Genomic DNA, 14,521 nt, shown 5'->3' with positions numbered 1-14,521 from the left:
CGCGGGGTTCTGCCCGGTCAGCAGGTTGTGGTCGACGACCGTGTAGGGCTTCCACGGCTGTCGCCGTTTGCGCAGGTGGGGGCAGGACCTTACCCGGCCATGGCGACAGGCCCGGCCCGCCCCGTTAGCGTGGGAGGCACCGGAGGGAGAAGGCCATCGACGGGGGACGTGCGAAGAGGTTCGGCGACAGGTTCTGGGAGACCTTCTCGCCGACGTCCGAGCGCCCGGAGAGCGCGCTCGGCCTCCGGCTGGTGCTGGCGATCTTCGGTGTGCTGATCTGCGGCGCCGTGGCCGTGCTGGCCTTCCTGGTCGGCATCGTGTTCCTGGGCGTGATCATGGCCGTCCTCGCGGTGATCGCGATCGCCGACCTGATCGTCGTCGTCCGGCGGCTGCGTCAGCGGCACACGGTGTGAGGCACACGGTGTGAGGGGTGCCGGAGTGGACCCCCGGCACCCCGGCGGTCAGGCCTTGACCGTGCAGGCCAGGCCGTTGAGCGTGAAAGCGGTCGGCTCCGGATTCTGCCCCGTGTGGGCGGCGTTGAAGCCGAGGTTGACCGTCGCGCCCGGCGCGATCACGGCGTTCCAGGCGGCGTTGCGCGCCGTCACGTGCCGCCCCGTCTGCGACCACACCGCGCTGTGGGCCGAGGTGAGCCGCTGGCCGGCGTCGGGGAAGTCGAACTCCAGGCTCCAGACGTTCACGGCGGACGTGCCGGTGTTCTTCAGTGTCATCCAGACGCTCATGCCGGTCGACCACGTCACGCCGTCGTACCCGACCTCGCACGCGCCGGTGGTCGGCGTCGGGCTCGGGCTGGGACTCGGGCTCGGGCTCGGCGGCACGGGGAGGCCCTGCCGGGCCAGCACCCTGGTGGGGCTGGACGGCGGGCTGACGTTTCCGGCGGCGTCCCTGGCCACCACGGAGTAGGTGTAGTACTGGCCGATGACCAGGCCGCCCTCGTGGAACATCGGGAACGTCGTGCCGACGCTGCCGACCTTGATCCAGCCGCCGGCCGTCTCACGGTAGACGTCGTAGCCGGTCACGCCGACGTTGTCGGTCGAGGCGTTCCAGCAGAACGCGGTGCCCTCGGCGTCGGCCAGGCAGCCGTCGCGCACGTTCTGCGGCTGGCTCGGCGGCTGCGTGTCGCCGGGCTCGGGCGACGGCGAGGGCAGCTGCATGCCGGTGGTGGCCGTGAGCGTGATGAACGACGAGGGCGCGCTCACGTTGCCCGCCTGGTCGCGGGCGACGAGGTAGAAGGAGTAGGCCCGTCCGCGCACCAGACCGCCGACGATGGTGGGGCTGCTCGTGGGCGAGGAGGTCTTCGTGAACCCCGTCGAGGTCAGCATGTACACGTCGTAGCCGGCCACCGAGCCGCTGTCGTCGGTCGACGGCGTCCAGCAGATGCCGACCATGCCTCCCTGCGAGCTCGGCGGCGGGCAGGACATCAGGCCGCCGGGACGGGACGGCGGCGTCGTGTCGGCCGCGAGGGCCGGGAGCGGGGTGACGATCGCGAGCAGGGCTCCGGCGATCAGGGCGATGCGCAGTTTCATGCCCGGATGCTCCGCCGCTCCCGGTCGGCAGGCCAGCGAAGCGCACTCCCCCGCAGAGGACGCGCAGGTCGCCCGTGAAACTCTCACGCGGAAAAGGCCACCCGGAATTTGTCGGTCAAGCGGAAAGGCCCGCCCTTTCCGGGGTTTCCGCCGCCCCGCGCGAAACCGGCCTCGTATTCGAGCGCTTCCCGAATCGATGCCCTCGTGATAAAGCGGGAATTCGCCTATTCCGGCCCGCCGATCGTGTCAAGAAGAACGCGGGCCATGTCGGTCACCCGGCTGGTGGCCTTGCGGGCCGCCGCCTCCGCCAGGCCGGGCACCTCGCCCCGTGCCCCGGCGAGCACCGCCGCCTTGACCGCCACGCCGAGCAGGTCGGCCATCCCGTGGACGGGACGCCCGCCGGAACGGCCCAGCAGCGGCGGCAGCGCCTCGGCCAGGATCGCCCAGGTCTCGCGGTGGGCTCCTGAGAACACGAGTTCCTCCAGGGCAGGCGTCGCCCTTTTCAGGGTCACGGCGCCCGACCTGACCGACTGTGCGAGGGCCCACCCGAAATCAGCGGCGGCGAGCTCCCCGCGCACGGCCAGGATCGTGATCGCCTCGACGGCGAGGTCGCGTTGCGCGGGGTTCTTGTGGCCGAGCGCCATCGTGACGGCGCTCGCCGTCGCGCGCCCGACCGGTCCGCCTCCCTGGACGAGCGCCCGCAACACCGACACCCGGGCGCGGCCCGCCGGAACGCCCACGACGAAACATTCGAGCACGTGGGCGGCGACCACCTCGCGGTGCGACGGCAGCACCGTCGGCCACCACCGGATCTCGTCGGAGTGGCGGTTCCAGGCCTCGGGCTCCAGCGTGCACAACGCGGCGATCGGCTCGGGCAGGCCGGGCACGGCCGGTCTCATGACGGCGTGCGCGGCCGACGTCTCCCGGTCGTCGTAGGAGTCGGGGTCGGGCGTGGTCGCGACCGCGCAGCTCACCTCGGGGTCGGCCAGGCCGCCGTCGCGCAACCACGCGGCCAGCCGCCGTCCCGCCGGCGAGGTCAGCCGCCCGGCGCGGGCCACCACCTCGGGGTCGGCGGTCCGGGGCAGCCGGAGCAGCGCCTGCCAGAAGTCGAGGGGCAGCGGCTCGGCGTCGCCCAGCCGCGCCACCCGGTCGACCAGCGTCGCGGCGGCGACGTGCCCGGAGGGCTCGGTCGGGGTGGCCAGCAGGACGGGGACGGTGCGGCCCGACTCCAGCAGCGCGATCACCTCGCGCACCCGGTCGCGGGTGAAACGGTCGAACGGCGTGCCGTGGCGGGGGTCGCGGGCCACGACCTCGTCGATCAGCCCGGAGAGCTCGGCGCTCTCGGCCGGGTTCACCAGCGCGAGCGCGCACTGGGTCAGCAGCACGCCGACGTGACGGGCCAGGGAGGAGTGGTCGACGTAGCGGTCCCGCCCCCAGACCTTTTCGCACCACGGCCGCACGGCGTCGAGTGTCGCCTCGCGGTCGACGTGGGTGAACGCCACCAGCGCGGCCATGATCTGCTCGACCTCGACGGGGTCGTAGGACCGCCATCCCCACCCCACCCGGCCCGCGAGCTCGGCCGGGGAGCCGATCTCCGGCGGCAGTGGGGGCAGCCCCAGGGTCACCCGCAACTCGCCGGGCGTCAGCACCTCCGACGGCTCCGCCTCGACCGCCTCGACCCCGCCGAACGCGCCCGCGATCTGGTCGCGGAGTTCCGCGGGCAACCCCGCGGCGGATGCGCGGATCGCGCCGACCGCCTCCGGGGACGCGTGGGGGGCCAGCTTGAGCGCCAGCCGCACCGCACGGTCGCGGAGCGACGGCGTCTCCTGTGCGAAGACGACCGCCAGCGCCGCGAGCGCGCCGTCGGCCTCTTCGGGCCGGGCGAGGGCGATCCACTGAAGCGCGGTCGTGACGTGTTTCTTCTCCGGCCGGAACGCCAGCGCCCCGACGGCCTCGCCGAACAGGCCGGCGTCGAGTGGGACCCGGCCCAGTTCGCCGACGGCCAGCAGCACGAGCGGGTTCGCGGCCACCGGCAGCACCCTGATCAGGTCGACCACGGGGACCTCGGCGGGTTCGGGCCGCAGCCGCTCCCACAGGAGGGTGAACGGTTCGATGTCGCGGTCGTGGCCGTGGGTCAGGAACCGCGCCACGCACCCGTCGAGCAGCGCCCGCCGGTCGAGCCGCCCCTCGGCGGCGAGGTCGGCCAGCGCGCCGATGGCGGTGTTCTCGTTGTGGGCGCGGTTCCACTTCCAGTCGTGGATCAGCGGCGCGGCGGCGCCCTCGGCGGTGAACAGCCGGGGCGTCAGGACGTCGAGGAACGGGTCGTCGCGGAGCACGTCGAGCCGGCCGCCCCGCCAGAACCGGTGGCACACGTCCCACAACCAGCCCACGACGAAGGCGTCGTTCTCGGGCGGCTCGATGCCGGTCTCGATCGCGAGCCGCGCGGCCAGGTCGTAGCCGGGCTGCCCGTCGACGTTCTGCCACCCCCTGCGGTCGCCCGGCCGCAGGCCGGTGACGAGCCGGTGGGCCAGGTCGCGCCGCCACGCCTCGTCTCTGGCCCGGAGCACCTCGGCGACCCGCTCGGCGTCGTCCCTCGGCCACTGGGGGAGCCGGAGGTCGCGCCGGTCGAGCCACGCGGCGACCTGCGCCGCGCCGGAGAAGCACGCCGCCCCGGCGACCCGCAACCCGGACGCCTGGCCGGCGGCCTCGCCGCGCGACAGGCCGGCCAGATGACGGGGCAACCACTCAGCGACGGCCCTGCGGTCGGCCCCGGTGAGCGAGCCGACGTGGGCGGCCAGCCCGGCGTCGTCACCGGCCTCCACGCACTTCCTGACCTGCTCCCACGCGTTCACGCCGGAACCCTATCGGCCGCCTCCGACAGGAACGCCCTGGAAGAGATGGGGGCGGGGGGCCAGGGTCCAGGCGATCACCTCCACCAGCTCCGGCTGGACGTCCGGACCGGCGGTGATCGCCACGGTGGCGTCGCGGCGTTCCACCACCCGGCCCGCCAGTCCGCCGAAGCCCGGAGGCCAGATCGTCACCCCGACCGCGGGGCCGGTCGCCGGGACCAGCCGATAGTGCAGGAAGCCCGGTGAGGCGTCCACCATCTCTATCCGGTAGCCGGCCAGGTCGGGCGCGAGCAGCGGCACCCGCGCCACGGCGGGGCCGGTGCGCCACCAGGCCAGCCGCTCGGCGAGGCCCGGAGTGGTGACCGTCGCCACCAGGGCGTAGACGATCACGACGGCGAGGACCGGCGCCCACGGTTCCGGTTGGAAGAAGCTGGTGAGCAGATAGGCCGCCGACATCGCGAAGAGCAGCCCCAGCCCGGCGGCGGTCCAGGCGGGCCGCACCCGGAACACCCAGAGGAAGGGCCAGGCCAGGATCCCTCCCGCGGGCACCGCGGCGTAGATCATCATGAACAGCCCGTACAGGGTCACGAGCCCGGTCTGAAAGATCAGCACGATCGCCACCACGACCAGGCCATAAGCGAGCACTCCGGCTGCCGCCCCGGCCGCCGCCCGGCGGAAGATGACCTTCATGTCCTGGATCGTGACAGGCTTCGGTGACGGTCAGGTCACTCCGGCTTCAGGGAGACGTGATAGTGGCCGACGAGCCACCGGTCGCCCTGGCGTTCGAGGACCATCGTCACGTGACGGCGGGCGACCTCGCCGTCGGCGTAGGTGAAGTCGGCGGCGGCGTAGCCCGTGATGACGTCGTCCGCCGACCGGCGGGCGTCGATGATCTCGTAGTCGACCCGCAGCCCCGCGGGCTGGCCGTCGTAGTACTCGACGACCGAGGCCCGGCCCCTTGTGGGTTCGGGGTGGGCGCCCTGGAACAGGGTGTCCTCGGCGAACACCGTGCCGACCTCGACGGGGTCGTGGACGTCGATGCCGTGCTTCCAGACGGCCAGCACGCCCTCGAAGACGCGCTCGCTCATCGGCCCGCGCTCTGTCCGCCGTCGATGTGCAGGAACTCCCCGGTCACCAGCGGGGCCCGCTCCAGGTAGAGCACGCCGTGGACGACGTCGGAGATGTGCCCGATCTTCTTCATCGGGTGGAGCTGGGCGAGCTGCCCGGCGTCGCCGCCGCTGTGCAGCGGGGTGTCGATCAGGCCGGGCGAGACGGCGTTGACCCGGATGCCGCGGTCGGCGTACTCGATGGCCAGCGACTTGGTGGCCGACGCGACGCCGCCCTTGCTCAGCGAGGCCAGCACCGAGGGGACGGCCGAGTTGGCCTGCTCGACCAGCGTGGTGGTGATGCTCACGATGTGGCCGCCGCCCTGCTGGAGCATGGGGTCGATGACCTGCTGGGTCAGGAAGAAGAAGCCCCCGACGTTGATGTCCATGACCTTCCTGTAGTCGTCGTGCGTGTAGTCGGTGAACGGCTTGGCGACGAAGACGCCCGCGTTGTTGACCAGGGTGTCGACGCGCCCGAAACGGTGCAGCGCCGTCTTCACGACCGTCTCGGCGGTGGCGGGCTCGGCGATGTCGCCGGGCACCGCGACGACGTCGGGGTCGTCGCCGCCCTGGACGGAACGGGAGGTGGCCACCACCGCGTAGCCGATCTCGCGGTACGCGGCCACCAGGGCCTCCCCGATGCCCTGCGATGCCCCGGTGATGATGGCGACGCGCTGATCTGACATGACATGCTCCTAGACGGTCGGTCTACTACTGACATTTCCGTTTTAGCCGACCGGTCGTATAATTGCAAGATGGGTCGAACGTCAGACGCTCGCCAGCGGATCCTCGCCGCCGCCACCGATCTGTTCTCCCGCCGCTCCTACGGCTCCATCGGCGTCGCGGAGATCTGTGCGCAGGCGGGCACGCCGAAGGGCAGTTTCTACCACTTCTTCGAGTCGAAGCAGGCGCTTGCCCTGGAGATCATCGACCTGCAGTGGAACTCGCAGCGCGGCCGCTGGCAGGCCATCCTCGACGGCGACGGCCCGCTCGTCCACCGGCTCAAAGACCTGTTCGCGTTCACGGTGGAGGTGCAGACCGCGTCGCTGAACGACGCCGGCGTGGTCTCCGGCTGCCTGTTCGGCAACCTCAGCCTGGAGCTGAGCACCGGCGACGACCCGATGCGGCAGAGGCTGCGCACCATCTTCGACGAGCAGGTCGACCTGATCCGCCGGGCGATCGAGAAGGCGCAGGCGCAGGGCGAGCTGAGCGTGATCGACGCGCCGGGGGCGGCGAAGTCGATCGTCGCCCAGATCGAGGGCACGGTCCTGTTCGCCAAGCTCTTCAACGACCCGGGCCAGCTCGACCAGCTGTGGGCTAACAGCCTGCGCCTCCTCCAGGTCGCCGACGCCTGAAAGACTGGACGTGCCCTGCGGCGGATACCGTTTCAGTCACGCTCTGGAGGGCCGCTGCCCCTGAGAACCGTCAGGTGCGATCGGGAGGCTGCGCAGTGTCAGCGCAGTCGGCGGAGGCAGCGGTTCGTTGGCCGTGTCGGTCCGGAACGACTGGAGCAGATAGGCCACCAGGCGCCGGGACGCCGCACCGTCATCCGGTAGGGCGGTCACCAGACCGCAGTGTGCCAACAGGACCACGGCGAGGTCGGAAGGGTGGAAATCGGCCCGCAGCGCGCCCGACGCCTGGGCCCTGCGTACCAGGGTCGTGAAGTCCCGCTCGGCTCGTCGCCGGGACTGCGCGTGTTTCGACGTGCTTTCCGGGAAGGCCGCGACGAACGCGGCCGGGAACCCGCGTTCCTCCCGTTGCAGAGCGCAGACCGTCTCGACCAGCTGCTGGAAGCCCTGCCACGGGTCAGGGGCGGCCAGGGCCTCGGTGAGCGCCCGCGCGCAGGTCTCCATCTGCTGCGCGAACGCGCCCCGCACCAGAGCGTCCCGGGTCGGGAAATGCCGGTACAGCGTCGCCACGCCGACCCCGGACCGACGGGCCACCGTCGCCATCGGGGCGTCGATCCCGTGCTCAGCGAAGACGGCACGGGCGGCGACGAGGATACGTTCCCGGTTGCGCCGGGCGTCCGCCCGCACCCCGTCCCGGGCTGTGATCCGAGAGGATTCCGCCATCACTGTCTCTCGCTTCCGGTCTAAACGGACGATTGCGTCCACTTAACAGCTTACGGTCGATGCCAGACCCCTCTACGGCCCCCGGCGGCAAAGGCGGAACGATGAACGACCGCATGATGAAGGCAGTGCTCTACGACCGCTACGGTGGCCCCGATGTGCTCTACACGGGCCGCGTGCCACGCCCCGAACCGGCCCACGGCGAGGTCCTTGTGCGGGTGCGCGCGTTCAGCGTCAACGGCGGCGAACTGGCAGCCCGTGCCGGCCGTCTCCGCCTCCTGACCGGCCGGAGATTCCCCAAGCGCGTCGGCTTGGACTTCACCGGCGAGGTCGCCGCGCTGGGTGCCGGAGTCACCCGGTTCGCGACCGGCGACCGCGTATGGGGGGTCCTGGGCCGCACCTCCGGGTTCGGCAGCGCCGCCGAGTACGTGACCGTGCCCGCCGAGCGGGTCGGCCGGCTCCCCGACGGCCTTGACCCGGTGGACGCCGCCGCGCTGCCGGTGGCCACCACGGCCATCACCGCGCTGCGGGACAAAGCCGGGCTGCGCCCCGGCGAACGACTCCTCGTCCGGGGCGCGGCGGGCGGTGTCGGCAACGCCGCCGTCCAGCTCGGACGGGCCTACGGCGCCGAGGTCACGGCCCTCGCCCGCGCAGCCAACCTCGACTTCGTCCGCGGGCTCGGCGCGCACGAGGCCGTCGACCACCGGACTGCGCGGCCGGCCGAGCTGGGCCGCTTCGACGTGGTCCTGGACACCGTGGGGACCGACCTGCGGGCCTTCCGGCGCCTACTGAACTCCGGCGGGCGCATGGTCACCATCGCCTTCGACCTGAAACGGCCCGCTGCGTCGCTCGGCTACCTCGCGGCCGGCACGGTCCACGGACGCGGCCGGGTGCGCTTCTTCAGCGGCAACCCCACGCGGGCGGACTTCGACGACCTCGCCCGCCATGTGGTCGAGGGCAAGCTGAGCCCCGCGGTGGACACGGTCTTCCCCCTCGAGGAGACGGCAGCGGCACACCGGGCGCTGGAGGCGGGCGGCGTCCAGGGCAAGTACGTGGTCAGGGTCGCGTAGGACCCCTGTGGAGGCGCTGATCACAGCCAACAACGGCTCCAGCACCGCCCACTGCTCGTCCGGGAGATCTCCCCGATCCGTGAACCATGATCATTCAAAGCCCGGGATCCACTTTCGACACAGGGCCTAGGAGGCCTTCAGGAGCAGTTCGGCGAGCTCCCCCGGCGCGGTGACCATGCAGTCGTGCCCGGTGCGCAGCTCCCAGACCCGCGCCCCCGGCGGGACCGGGCGGCGGGCGGCGCCGGGCGCGTCGCCGACGCAGTGGACGTGGGTCTGCGGGATGGCGGCCACCACCGCCTCGTCGAACCGGACGGGCTGCTGGAAGCAGCGGACCGGCTCGTCCGAGAGCATCGGGCGCAGCCATTCCACGTCGGCCGGGTCGGTCACCCCGAAGAAGCCGTCCATGGGCGGGATGCGCCAGCTTCCGGCGGCGTCGATCAGGTGCTGGGTGAAGGGCATGACGTCGAGCACGCTCTCGCCGTCGGCGGGGACCATCGCGTCGACGTACACGAGCCCGGAGACGCGGTCCGGAGCGCGGCCGGCCACCGCCGGGACGATCATCCCGGCGTAGCTGTGCCCGACCAGGATCACGTCGGTCAGGTCCTCTTCGGTGAGCACGGCCAGGACGTCGGCGATGTGGGTGTCGAGGCCCACGTCGGGGCCGAGCAGGTGGGCGCGGTCGCCGTGGCCGGTCAGGGAGGGGGCGAGCACGCGGTGCCCGGCCTCGGTCAGCAGGGGGACGACGCGGTCCCAGACGCGGCCGTCGTGCCAGGCCCCGTGGATGAGCAGGAAGGTCTTCATGGGAGGGACGCTAGTGAGCCGTTGGGTACCGATTGGTAACCTTCGGCTCGTGCGTGATTCCGCGGGGGGCGTCTTCCTCGCCGACTGCCCCGCCCGGCTGGCCATCGAGATCATCAGCGACAAGTGGGCGGCCGTCGTGCTGTTCGCGCTCAGCCGGGGGCCGTACCGGCACGGCGAGCTCGTCGACCTCGTCGGCGGCGTCTCGCGCAAGGTGCTCACCCAGACGCTGCGCCGTCTCCAGGGCTACGGCCTGGTCGAACGCCACGCCTACGCCGAGGCTCCCCCGCGCGTCGAATACGCCCTCACCGACCTGGGGCTGACCCTCGTCGAGCCGATCGAGGTGCTGACCGACTGGGCGCGGGCGAACGGCGACGCGATCGTCACCTTCCAGGAGAACGCCGGCCGAGACCGTCGAGCATGAGCGGCAGGAACCGCTCCGGGATGACGCCCGGGTTGCAGGCGAAGACGTTGAGCAGGTCCATGATGTCGCCGGTGTCCGCGTCGGGCCGCATCGCGCCGTCGGCCTGCGCCTGACCGACCAGCACACCGAGCCGTTCCACCAGCGCCCCTCTCGCCTCGGGCGCGGAGGTCCCGGCCAGCGCGGCCGCGACGGCGCCCCGGCTCTCCTCGACGGCGTGCACGACGAAGGCGCGCACGGCCGTCCACGCGTCGGGACCGGCCGACGCGGCGTGGTCGAGGGCGTCCATGAGCTCGTGGACGTACTGCTCGGCGAGCGCCGCGAGCAGCACGGCGCGGTCGGGGAAGCGGCGGTAGAGGGTGCCGACCCCGACACCGGCCCGGCGGGCGATCAGCTCCATCGGCGCGTCGGTGCCGCGCTCGGCCACCACGTCCCGGGCCGCCTCAAGGATCTTGTCCCGATTGCGGCGGGCGTCGGCGCGCATGTGAGATCCTCGATCTAAGTGGACGACTGTCTTCCGCTTACTGTAGAGGAGGCGTCATGACGATCGTGGTGACGGGCGCGACGGGCACCATCGGGCGGGCGCTGATCGCCGAACTCGGCGGCGCGGCGCTGGCGGTGGTGCGGCGGCCGGAACAGGGCGCGGACCTGGGCTGCGCATATGTGGTCGGCGATCTGGAGCGCCCGGAGAGCGTCCCGATCGAGCCGGGCGACCGGCTGTTCCTCAACAGCTCGATCTGGCCCGGCTTCGTGGCGGCCCACCGGGCGGTCATCGACCACGCGGCGGCCCGGGGCGCGGCGCAGGTGGTGACGGTGTCGGTGCGCGGCGCGACGCCGGACGGGCTGCTCGCGTCCGGCCTGCACGGGCAGGTCGACGACCATCTCCGGGCGTCGGGCGTGCCGTGGTCGATCCTGGCGCCGGTCGGCTTCATGCAGAACCTCCCGGGCGACGTCGACGAAGAAGGGCGGATCTTCGGCTCGTACGGCCCGGGCCCGGTCGGTTACATCGACGCGCGCGACGTCGCGGCGGTCGCGGCCGCGCTGCTCACCCGTCCCGTGGGCGACGACGCCACCTACGAGCTCACCGGCCCGAGCGCGCCGACGCACGACGAGATCGCCGCCGAACTCGCCGGAGCGCTCGGGCGGCCGGTGCGCTATGTGGATCTGCCGGTCGAAGAGGGCGCCGAACACTTCGAGAAGCGGGGCCTGCCCGCCCCGGCGGCCCGTGACCTGGCCCTGCTGATGGCCCAGGTCGGCGACGGCCGCTGGGCGACCACGACGACGACCGTCGCCGACGTCGTGGGCCGCCCGCCGCGCTCCCTGCGGGAGTTCCTCGAACAGGCGGAGTCGCCTACCGCACGGCGATGAGGCCGCGCCGGTAGCCGGCCACCAGCCGGCGGGGCACCAGGAGGCGTTCGCCGTCGACCACGATCGGGACCAGGTCGGGGGCGGCCGCCTTCCACTGGGCGCGGCGGTGGCGGGTGTTGCTGCGGGAGGTTCTCCGTTTCGGCACGGCCATCGTCACCAGCTCGCCTTCGTGACGCCCGGGAGCTCGCCCCGGTGGGCCATCTCGCGGAACCGGATCCGGGACAGGCCGAACCTGCTCAGGTGCCCGCGCGGGCGGCCGTCGACGGAGTCGCGGTTGCGCACGCGGGTGGCGCTCGCGTCGCGGGGCTGGCGGGCCAGTTCACGGGCGGCGGCGGCCTTCTCCCCCGGCGTGCCCACCCGGATGAGCTCCTTGAGCTCGGCGCGGCGGGCGGCGTAGCGGGCGACGACGGCTCTGCGCCGGTCGTTGGCCGCGATCTTGCTCTTCTTGGCCATCAGATCCTCTCTCCTCGGGCGCGGACGCGGGCCACCGCCGCCTCGATGCCGATCTTGTCCACGGTCTTGATCGCGCGGGTGCTGAGCGTGAGCCGGACGTACCGGTTCTCGCTGGGGAGCCAGTAGCGGCGGCTCTGGATGTTGGGATCCCAGCGGCGGCGGGTGCGCCGGTGGGAGTGGGAGACCGTGTTGCCGAAGACCGGCTTCACGCCGGTGAGCTGACAGTGGGCGCTCATCGTTCCTCCCGGAACTCGACGTGCCGGCGCACGATCGGGTCGTACTTGCTGAGGGTGAGCCGGTCGGGGTCGTTGCGGCGGTTCTTGCGGGTCACGTAGGTGTAGCCGGTGCCCGCCGTGGAGCGGAGTTTGATCACCGGGCGCAGTTCGTTCCTGGCCAAGGCCGGGGTTCCTTCCCTGAGGCGTGTCCGTGCGATGATAATGATAATTGTTTTCACTCGCTACCCGAGAGGTCCGCCATGACCACCCCCGTCGTCCTGGTCGCCGGCCTGCACCGCAGTGCCCGCGTCGCCGTCGTCCATCGCCTGCTGGCCGCCCACCCCGGCGCGGTGGCCGTCCACCACGACCTGCGCGAGGTCGCCTCCGGCCGGGTCGAGCGCACCGTGCGCGACGTCTCCGGCGTGCTGGAGCGGGCCGAGGTGCGGCTGGCGCACGGATGCGTGACCTGCACGGTCAGGGAGGACCTGCTGCCCGAGCTGATCCGGCGCGCGTCCACCGCGCCGCTGCTGGTCGTGGACCTGTGGGACGCGGTCGAACCACGCGCGGTCGCCGAGGCGCTCGACACCGAGGAGGCGGCCGACGTGCTGCGCCTGACCTGCGTGGCGACCGCGCTGCACGCCGCGCACCTGCCGGTCGACATCGCCCGGGGCGAGCGGTTGTCGGAGACCGCCCACGGCACGGCCGGCGACCGGCGCCACCTGGCCGAGGTGCTGGCCCGGCAGGCGGAGTACGCCACCGCTCTGGTCCTGGACGGCGGCGACGAGGAGGACCACGACCTCTCGCGGGCCCTCCTGGCCCACCTCGCGCCCGCCACCCCCGTGTTCGCGTCCGGCCTGCCCGAGGTGACCGGCCCGGCGCTGCACGTCCCGACGCTGGCCGAGCGCGTCGACCCGGCCACCGCCGTGCTGCCCTGCGACGCGCGGGACGGCGAGGTCACCACCGTCGTGTGGCACCGCCTGCGCCCGCTGCACCCCGGCCGCCTGTTCACGGCCCTCGACGACCTGGTCACCGAGTCGGTGCGCTCACGCGGCCGGTTCTGGCTGGCCACCCGGCCCGACCGCCTGCTCGGCTGGGACGCCGTGGCGGGCGGCATGGCGGTCGAGGACGCCGGGCCGTGGCTGGCCGCGCTGCCCGAGGCCGCCTGGGACCTGGTCTCCCCCGCCCGCCGCGCGGCCGCCGCCCTCGACTGGACCGACCCTCTCGGCGACCGCGTCCAGCACCTGGTCTTCGTCGGCCCCGACCTGGAGCGCGACCGGATCCACGCCCTGCTCGACGCGTGCCTGCTCACGCCGGAGGAGACGGTGGCGGGCTCGTCGGCCTGGGCGCGGTACGACGACCCGTTCGCGCCGCTCCTGCCGAGTTAGAGAACTGCTCCAACTCGTTCACCGACGGCGACGTGGTCTCGCCCGTGCGCACGTACACGACCTGCGACGCCGTCTGAGCGGCGGCCCCGCTCAGGCGATGCTGGTGATCCCGACCGGGAGCCGCATGTCCCCCACCGCGATCGAGTAACCGAACCCGTCGTCGGCCGAGACCCTGTACTGATCGGGACTGGCCAGCGCCGCCCAGATGGAAGGGGCGCCCACCGGGGAGGACGCGTCGCCGGCCGGTTCCGTCACCGTCACGGTCGGTCCCGGCAGGCTCACCACGACGGGGGCGGACGGTTCGAAGGCCCCGATCACGTCGGTCACGAACGAGCCGGTGGCGACGAGGACGCCGGCGAGGGTGAGAACCGAGAGTTGTTCGGCGGTGAGCTTCCAGCCGCCTCGTGAGGGACGGCGGTGCTTGGCGGGAGACACGACCGGAAGTCTTCCATCGGAGCTCTCCCCTTCGTGGGTCATCCGGCGGTTACCACGGCAACGTGCCGGATTCGTCCTGGAAGGTGCCGGTCGGGCCGTCGGGGCCGAGGGTGGCCAGGCGCACGACGGTCGCGGCGCTCTCCGCCGGTGGCCTGCCGATGCCGAAGGCGGCGGTCATGTCGGTGGCGGTGGGGCCGGGCTCGATCGCGTTGAATCTGATGCCCGGGTGGGCCTTGGCGTACTGGACGGTGAGCATGGTGGCCGCCGCCTTGGACGCCGAGTAGAGCGCCACCGGCAGATGGAACTCCGGCCGGTCGGGGTTGTTCACCGCCCAGAAGGACCCGGCGCTGCTCGACACGGTGACCACCGTGGGGTTCGCGGACCTCCGCAGCAGCGGCAGCGCCGCCTCGGTGACGCGGACGATCCCCACCGCGTTGGTGTCGAACACGCGCAGGGCCGTCGGGCCGTCGAGGGGCCCGTCGCCGAGGATGCCCGCGTTGTGCACCAGGACGTCGAGGCGGCCCTCGTCCGCGTCGATGACCGCCAGGGCGGCGGTGACCGAGGCGTCGTCGGTCACGTCGAGTCGCACGAACCGGGCGCCGAGCGCCGCCGCGGCCTTCTCGCCGCGCTCGACGTCGCGGGCGCCGATGTAGACGGTGTGGCCCAGGTCGAGCAGCTGCCTGGCCGTCTCGAAACCGATGCCCTTGTTCGCTCCGGTGATCAGGGTGACGATCATGCGCCTCAGTCCCTCTTTTTGTACCGATCGGTTGGAGATTCACCGTAGCAGGTTTTGTACCGAGCGGTAGAG

Annotated in this window: 20 protein-coding genes; 6 read left to right on the top strand and 14 right to left on the bottom strand. The window is 72.6% G+C overall.

Annotated elements, in window-relative coordinates; genetic code table 11:
• The first annotated feature begins 155 nt into the window (after nt 1-155).
• Nucleotides 156-413: a DUF6343 family protein gene (locus QSK34_RS25160; RefSeq protein ID WP_285587800.1), complete on the top strand. Its 258-nt coding sequence runs from the start codon at nt 156-158 to the stop codon at nt 411-413.
• A gap of 48 nt (nt 414-461) precedes the next feature.
• Here the strand turns inward: QSK34_RS25160 and QSK34_RS25155 are convergent, their stop codons facing one another.
• The 5 genes from QSK34_RS25155 to QSK34_RS25135 all read right to left on the bottom strand — a co-directional run bounded on the left by QSK34_RS25155 (nt 462) and on the right by QSK34_RS25135 (nt 6,185).
• Nucleotides 462-1,544 (bottom strand): cellulose binding domain-containing protein, encoded by a 1,083-nt coding sequence (locus QSK34_RS25155; protein WP_285587261.1) that lies wholly within the window; start codon nt 1,542-1,544, stop codon nt 462-464.
• 224 nt (nt 1,545-1,768) lie between these two features.
• The gene (locus tag QSK34_RS25150) at nt 1,769-4,396 is read right to left on the bottom strand and encodes a DUF6493 family protein (RefSeq protein WP_285587260.1); all 2,628 of its coding nucleotides are present in this window, start codon (nt 4,394-4,396) and stop codon (nt 1,769-1,771) included.
• A gap of 9 nt (nt 4,397-4,405) precedes the next feature.
• Nucleotides 4,406-5,083 carry a hypothetical protein gene (locus QSK34_RS25145; RefSeq protein WP_285587259.1) on the bottom strand — a complete coding sequence of 226 codons (678 nt, stop codon included), beginning with the start codon at nt 5,081-5,083 and terminating at the stop codon, nt 4,406-4,408.
• Nucleotides 5,084-5,118: 35 nt separating this feature from the next.
• Nucleotides 5,119-5,481 (bottom strand): SgcJ/EcaC family oxidoreductase, encoded by a 363-nt coding sequence (locus QSK34_RS25140; protein WP_161483289.1) that lies wholly within the window; start codon nt 5,479-5,481, stop codon nt 5,119-5,121.
• Nucleotides 5,478-6,185 carry an SDR family NAD(P)-dependent oxidoreductase gene (locus QSK34_RS25135; RefSeq protein WP_285587256.1) on the bottom strand — a complete coding sequence of 236 codons (708 nt, stop codon included), beginning with the start codon at nt 6,183-6,185 and terminating at the stop codon, nt 5,478-5,480. The genes QSK34_RS25140 and QSK34_RS25135 overlap by 4 nt, the downstream gene beginning before the upstream one ends.
• Nucleotides 6,186-6,254: 69 nt before the next feature.
• Between QSK34_RS25135 and QSK34_RS25130 the strand changes: the two genes are divergently transcribed.
• Entirely contained in the window at nt 6,255-6,854 is a 600-nt protein-coding gene (locus QSK34_RS25130; RefSeq protein WP_285587254.1) for a TetR/AcrR family transcriptional regulator, read from the top strand.
• A 36-nt stretch (nt 6,855-6,890) separates the two neighbouring features.
• On the opposite strand, the gene QSK34_RS25125 is transcribed toward QSK34_RS25130, so the two are convergent.
• On the bottom strand, nt 6,891-7,613 hold the full coding sequence (locus QSK34_RS25125; protein ID WP_285587252.1) for a TetR/AcrR family transcriptional regulator: 723 nt from the start codon (nt 7,611-7,613) through the stop codon (nt 6,891-6,893).
• 59 nt (nt 7,614-7,672) lie between these two features.
• Here QSK34_RS25125 and QSK34_RS25120 point away from each other — a divergent pair, with 59 nt between their 5' ends.
• A complete protein-coding gene (locus QSK34_RS25120) occupies nt 7,673-8,638 on the top strand; it encodes an NAD(P)-dependent alcohol dehydrogenase (protein WP_285587250.1) in 966 nt (321 codons plus the stop codon).
• Nucleotides 8,639-8,764: 126 nt separating this feature from the next.
• On the opposite strand, the gene QSK34_RS25115 is transcribed toward QSK34_RS25120, so the two are convergent.
• Nucleotides 8,765-9,439 carry an alpha/beta fold hydrolase gene (locus tag QSK34_RS25115; RefSeq protein ID WP_285587248.1) on the bottom strand — a complete coding sequence of 225 codons (675 nt, stop codon included), beginning with the start codon at nt 9,437-9,439 and terminating at the stop codon, nt 8,765-8,767.
• 49 nt (nt 9,440-9,488) lie between these two features.
• Between QSK34_RS25115 and QSK34_RS25110 the strand changes: the two genes are divergently transcribed.
• A complete protein-coding gene (locus tag QSK34_RS25110; RefSeq protein WP_285587247.1) occupies nt 9,489-9,860 on the top strand; it encodes a winged helix-turn-helix transcriptional regulator in 372 nt (123 codons plus the stop codon).
• On the opposite strand, the gene QSK34_RS25105 is transcribed toward QSK34_RS25110, so the two are convergent.
• A complete protein-coding gene (locus tag QSK34_RS25105; RefSeq protein ID WP_285587245.1) occupies nt 9,820-10,341 on the bottom strand; it encodes a TetR/AcrR family transcriptional regulator in 522 nt (173 codons plus the stop codon). The genes QSK34_RS25110 and QSK34_RS25105 overlap by 41 nt on opposite strands.
• Nucleotides 10,342-10,397: 56 nt before the next feature.
• Between QSK34_RS25105 and QSK34_RS25100 the strand changes: the two genes are divergently transcribed.
• Entirely contained in the window at nt 10,398-11,225 is an 828-nt protein-coding gene (locus QSK34_RS25100; RefSeq protein WP_285587242.1) for an NAD(P)H-binding protein, read from the top strand.
• Here the strand turns inward: QSK34_RS25100 and rpmF are convergent.
• Genes rpmF through rpmG form a run of 4 tightly spaced genes read right to left on the bottom strand, consistent with a single transcriptional unit; the run spans nt 11,209 to nt 12,075 of the window.
• Nucleotides 11,209-11,376 carry a 50S ribosomal protein L32 gene (gene rpmF, locus QSK34_RS25095; protein ID WP_285587799.1) on the bottom strand — a complete coding sequence of 56 codons (168 nt, stop codon included), beginning with the start codon at nt 11,374-11,376 and terminating at the stop codon, nt 11,209-11,211. The two genes, QSK34_RS25100 and rpmF, sit on opposite strands and share 17 nt — an antisense overlap.
• Before the next feature lie 2 nt (nt 11,377-11,378).
• Nucleotides 11,379-11,678, bottom strand: a complete 300-nt coding sequence (gene rpsN, locus QSK34_RS25090) for a 30S ribosomal protein S14 (protein ID WP_285587241.1) — start codon at nt 11,676-11,678, stop codon at nt 11,379-11,381.
• Nucleotides 11,678-11,914, bottom strand: coding sequence for a 50S ribosomal protein L28 (rpmB, locus tag QSK34_RS25085; protein ID WP_285587238.1), 237 nt, complete (start codon nt 11,912-11,914; stop codon nt 11,678-11,680). The genes rpsN and rpmB overlap by 1 nt, the downstream gene beginning before the upstream one ends.
• Nucleotides 11,911-12,075 (bottom strand): 50S ribosomal protein L33, encoded by a 165-nt coding sequence (gene rpmG, locus QSK34_RS25080; protein WP_062437287.1) that lies wholly within the window; start codon nt 12,073-12,075, stop codon nt 11,911-11,913. Before rpmG ends, rpmB begins: the two co-directional genes overlap by 4 nt.
• A 78-nt stretch (nt 12,076-12,153) precedes the next feature.
• On the opposite strand from rpmG, the gene QSK34_RS25075 reads away from it, so the two are divergent.
• A complete protein-coding gene (locus QSK34_RS25075) occupies nt 12,154-13,278 on the top strand; it encodes a CobW family GTP-binding protein (protein WP_285587232.1) in 1,125 nt (374 codons plus the stop codon).
• A gap of 90 nt (nt 13,279-13,368) precedes the next feature.
• On the opposite strand, the gene QSK34_RS25070 is transcribed toward QSK34_RS25075, so the two are convergent.
• Entirely contained in the window at nt 13,369-13,713 is a 345-nt protein-coding gene (locus QSK34_RS25070) for a hypothetical protein (RefSeq protein ID WP_285587230.1), read from the bottom strand.
• Nucleotides 13,714-13,762: 49 nt separating this feature from the next.
• Entirely contained in the window at nt 13,763-14,449 is a 687-nt protein-coding gene (locus QSK34_RS25065) for an SDR family NAD(P)-dependent oxidoreductase (RefSeq protein ID WP_285587227.1), read from the bottom strand.
• Nucleotides 14,450-14,521 lie beyond the last annotated feature (72 nt).

The sequence above is a fragment of the Herbidospora sp. NBRC 101105 genome (genome assembly GCF_030269205.1).
Classification (GTDB): Bacteria; Actinomycetota; Actinomycetes; order Streptosporangiales; family Streptosporangiaceae; genus Herbidospora; species Herbidospora solisilvae.
This window is presented reverse-complemented; position numbering and strand designations above follow the sequence as displayed.

Excerpts from the sequence above, each read along its gene's own strand:
- QSK34_RS25075 (WP_285587232.1), top strand. The coding sequence starts at position 12,154 with ATGACCACCCCCGTCGTCCTGGTCGCCGGCCTGCACCGCAGTGCCCGC.
- QSK34_RS25100 (WP_285587242.1), top strand. The coding sequence starts at position 10,398 with ATGACGATCGTGGTGACGGGCGCGACGGGCACCATCGGGCGGGCGCTG.
- QSK34_RS25120 (WP_285587250.1), top strand. The coding sequence starts at position 7,673 with ATGAACGACCGCATGATGAAGGCAGTGCTCTACGACCGCTACGGTGGC.
- QSK34_RS25140 (WP_161483289.1), bottom strand. The coding sequence starts at position 5,481 with ATGAGCGAGCGCGTCTTCGAGGGCGTGCTGGCCGTCTGGAAGCACGGC.
- QSK34_RS25155 (WP_285587261.1), bottom strand. The coding sequence starts at position 1,544 with ATGAAACTGCGCATCGCCCTGATCGCCGGAGCCCTGCTCGCGATCGTC.
- rpmF (WP_285587799.1), bottom strand. The coding sequence starts at position 11,376 with ATGGCCGTGCCGAAACGGAGAACCTCCCGCAGCAACACCCGCCACCGC.
- rpmB (WP_285587238.1), bottom strand. The coding sequence starts at position 11,914 with ATGAGCGCCCACTGTCAGCTCACCGGCGTGAAGCCGGTCTTCGGCAAC.
- QSK34_RS25105 (WP_285587245.1), bottom strand. The coding sequence starts at position 10,341 with ATGCGCGCCGACGCCCGCCGCAATCGGGACAAGATCCTTGAGGCGGCC.
- QSK34_RS25135 (WP_285587256.1), bottom strand. The coding sequence starts at position 6,185 with ATGTCAGATCAGCGCGTCGCCATCATCACCGGGGCATCGCAGGGCATC.
- QSK34_RS25130 (WP_285587254.1), top strand. The coding sequence starts at position 6,255 with ATGGGTCGAACGTCAGACGCTCGCCAGCGGATCCTCGCCGCCGCCACC.
- QSK34_RS25145 (WP_285587259.1), bottom strand. The coding sequence starts at position 5,083 with ATGAAGGTCATCTTCCGCCGGGCGGCGGCCGGGGCGGCAGCCGGAGTG.
- QSK34_RS25115 (WP_285587248.1), bottom strand. The coding sequence starts at position 9,439 with ATGAAGACCTTCCTGCTCATCCACGGGGCCTGGCACGACGGCCGCGTC.
- QSK34_RS25065 (WP_285587227.1), bottom strand. The coding sequence starts at position 14,449 with ATGATCGTCACCCTGATCACCGGAGCGAACAAGGGCATCGGTTTCGAG.
- rpsN (WP_285587241.1), bottom strand. The coding sequence starts at position 11,678 with ATGGCCAAGAAGAGCAAGATCGCGGCCAACGACCGGCGCAGAGCCGTC.